The following is a 3,132-nucleotide window of genomic DNA, read 5'->3' as shown; positions in this document are numbered from 1 at the left end:
GCCTTCGGCAGCTCCTACATCGATCCCTGTAGGAGCTGCCGAAGGCTGCGATCTTTTGATCTTGCCCTTTCTCAAACCCACGCCACCGCCAACAACCCCGCGCCCAACAGCGCACACAACGGCGAATACACCCACGTATCCAGCCGCGCAAATCGCGAACCCTTCACCTCTTTGAAAAACCCCACCAGATTCGAATCACCAATCGCTCGGGCAAACATCAACAATGCAATCGCGCTGATCACCCACTGCAACGCTTTGTGACTGACCGCCGGTATTCCCCAGCCAACCCGCATACACACCAACGCTGCGATCGTTAGCAGCGCGGCAGCCACGACCAGCGTCAACCAGCCCGACGGTTTGAACGCCGGTTGCACCGTTGCGACAAAACCGCGCACCGGCACCTGCGGCACCACCACTGCCGCCGCCCACTGCCCACCCAACGCCCAATACACGTGCATCAAGGCGATCACTGCAAAAATTGTCACCAGCCATTGAGCCAACACAAAGGTCATGGTTGAAATCCTTGGAAAGGGATTTGAACAAATCATCCTAGTCGCATTTTTTTCAAGTGCACGACCGATCAGCGGTACGGTAAAGTGCCGCACCATGAAATTCTCCCGAACCGATCGCTCACTGCTGGCCTGGATGCTTTATTGCTGCGTCCTGTTCAACGTGTTCGCCTGCAGCATCGGTCACGGACAAATGGTCGGCATGCAGCTCAACGGCATCGGCGGTCAATTCTGTACAGTCGACCCGGCCACTCAAGCGCCGTTGGCGTCCAATCCCACCGAAGAACAACTGCCGACCCTGTCCAAGGCATTCGGCTGCCCGCTGTGCTCGGTCGGTGGCGGCATGGGCCCGGCGTTCAACTCCAGCCTGACCCTGGCGATCCTCCCGGAACAGCACAGCCCGCCGCTGGCGCCCATCGTCAGCGCCGACCTCCCTGTCCGCTTCACCTGGCCCTCGGCCAACCCTCGCGCCCCGCCGCTCGCCTGAGTGTCCCTGCCTTTTTGATTTGTCAGCCCACTGCGCCAACGCGCGGCGTTCGCCTGTGCGCTGACTCCTAGACAAGCATTCAGGATTCAATGATGAAACAACTCACTCTGCTGGCGAGCCTGTGCGGCTGCCTGTCCGTTAACGTCTGGGCGCAATCCACTGTGGATCTCGCGCCGATCACCATCGATGGCGAATCTGCCAATGAGCCGGGCCTTGCCCTCGACCAGTCCAGCGGCATGGCCTCACGCCTCGGCTTGAGCGTGCGTGACACGCCGGCCTCGGTGGCCATCGCCAATCGCAACGACATCGAACGCCACGGCGCGCAGAATTTCCAGGACGCCGCCAACACCCTGCCCGGCGTCAACGCCAGCGCACCGCCGGGCTTCGGCGGTTTCGTCTCCTATCGCGGCTTCACCAGCAGCCAGATCACCCAGATGTTCAACGGCATCAACGTGTCCGGCGGCCTCGCCCGGCCGGTGGATGCGTGGATCTATGATCGGGTTGAACTGGTCGGCGGCCCCTCGTCGCTGATCAACGGCGCAGGTTCCGTGGGCGGCTCGCTGAACTACGTGACCAAACTTGCCTCCCGCCAGGAGCAGGCCATTGAAGGCCGCGTCAGCTATGGCACTTACGACACCACCGAAACCGCGTTCGGCCTCAACCACGCGCTGACCGACCCAAGCGCCGACGTGCAGCACTACGCGCGGCTCGACGTCAGCCACAACACCGGCAACGGCTACATCGACCGCCAGGAGCGCGATGCCTGGAGCGTGGCGTTCTCATTACTCAGCGACCTCACGCCCAACCTCTCGCACACCCTCGCCCTGGAATATCAGGACGAACACGAAGACAGCCCCTATTGGGGCACGCCGGTACTCAACCCCAAGGCCGGCGAGTTGAAGATCGACAAACACAATCGCTTCAACAACTACAACGTCGAGGACGGCCGTTACGAACAGCGGACGATCTGGGTGCGCTCAATCATCGACTACCGCATCAACGACAGCACCACACTGCGCAATACGCTGTACCACCTCGACAGCCAGCGCGATTACCGCAACCTCGAAACCTATCAGTACAACGCCGACAACACGGCGGTGAATCGCTCCACCGCCTATCAAGTGCGCCATCAGGGCGAGCAGAACGGCAACCAGTTCGAACTGCGCCACGACAACACGTTGCTTGGCCTCGATACGACCTGGTCGGGGGGCTTCGAGTACAAGGTCAACCAGACCACCAACTCACCGCTCAACATCAAAGGTGCGAGTACGGTCGATCCGGACAACTATCGTCCGGGGTATTTCTATGACATTCCTGGCACCAACCCCAAACTGATCAGCGACAAGACCAACGAGGTCACCACCCAAGCAGTGTTCGTGGAAAATCGCCTGGCGCTGACCGACAAACTGTCGCTGCTCACCGGCTTGCGTTACGACGACATCGACCTCGACGTAACCAATCACCGCGCCGTGACCGCGACCAATCCAAAACACCTCAAGCGCAGTTGGGAACCGCTGACCGGACGCGCCGGCCTGACCTACCAGTTCATTCCATCGGCCAACGTTTATGTGCAATACAGCACCGCCGCCGAGCAACCGAATGGCACACAGGACTTTGACGTCTCGACGGGCAAGCAGTGGGAAATCGGCAGCAAATTCGATTATCTGAATGGCCGTGGTTCGGCGACAGTCGCCGCTTACACGATTGAGCGAAAGGACTTCGCCGTGACCGACCCGCTGGACCCGACCAGCAGTATTCCAGTCGGCCAGCAGACCTCGAAAGGCATAGAGATCGCCAGCTCATTGCGAATCACTGACAAGCTGCTGGCCGAAGGCAATTTCGCCTGGGTCGACGCGCAGTACGACGATTTCACCGAAAAGAATGCCGCCGGCGTGGTGGTTTCACGCAAAGGCAATACGCCAACCAACGTGCCGGATCGGGTCGGCAATCTGTGGCTGACCTATGATTTTTCGCCGCAATGGCAAGGTGGGGTAGATGCGCGATACGTGGCGTCGGTGTACGCCGACACCGCCAACACCATGACGGTGCCGTCGTACACATTGTTCGGCAGTTTCCTCAGCTACAAGGTCGACTCGCACACCACCGTGACCGGCCGGGTGCGCAACTTGACCAATG

General features: G+C 60.2%; 3 protein-coding genes. 2 read left to right on the top strand and 1 reads right to left on the bottom strand.

Annotated elements, in window-relative coordinates; translation table 11 throughout:
• Positions 1–71: 71 nt before the first annotated feature.
• On the bottom strand, positions 72–512 hold the full coding sequence (locus PMI37_RS27235; protein ID WP_008087351.1) for a DUF3995 domain-containing protein: 441 nt from the start codon (positions 510–512) through the stop codon (positions 72–74).
• Positions 513–606: 94 nt separating this feature from the next.
• Here PMI37_RS27235 and PMI37_RS27230 point away from each other — a divergent pair, with 94 nt between their 5' ends.
• On the top strand, positions 607–996 hold the full coding sequence (locus tag PMI37_RS27230; RefSeq protein ID WP_008087349.1) for a DUF2946 domain-containing protein: 390 nt from the start codon (positions 607–609) through the stop codon (positions 994–996).
• A 92-nt stretch (positions 997–1,088) separates the two neighbouring features.
• On the top strand, positions 1,089–3,132 hold a 2,044-nt coding region (locus PMI37_RS27225; protein WP_008087347.1), incomplete at its 3' end, for a TonB-dependent receptor.

It is taken from the genome of Pseudomonas sp. GM80 (assembly GCF_000282515.1).
Taxonomy (GTDB): domain Bacteria; phylum Pseudomonadota; class Gammaproteobacteria; order Pseudomonadales; family Pseudomonadaceae; genus Aquipseudomonas.
The sequence above is the reverse complement of the archived record's forward strand: the minus strand, read 5'-3'. Positions and strand labels throughout refer to the sequence as shown.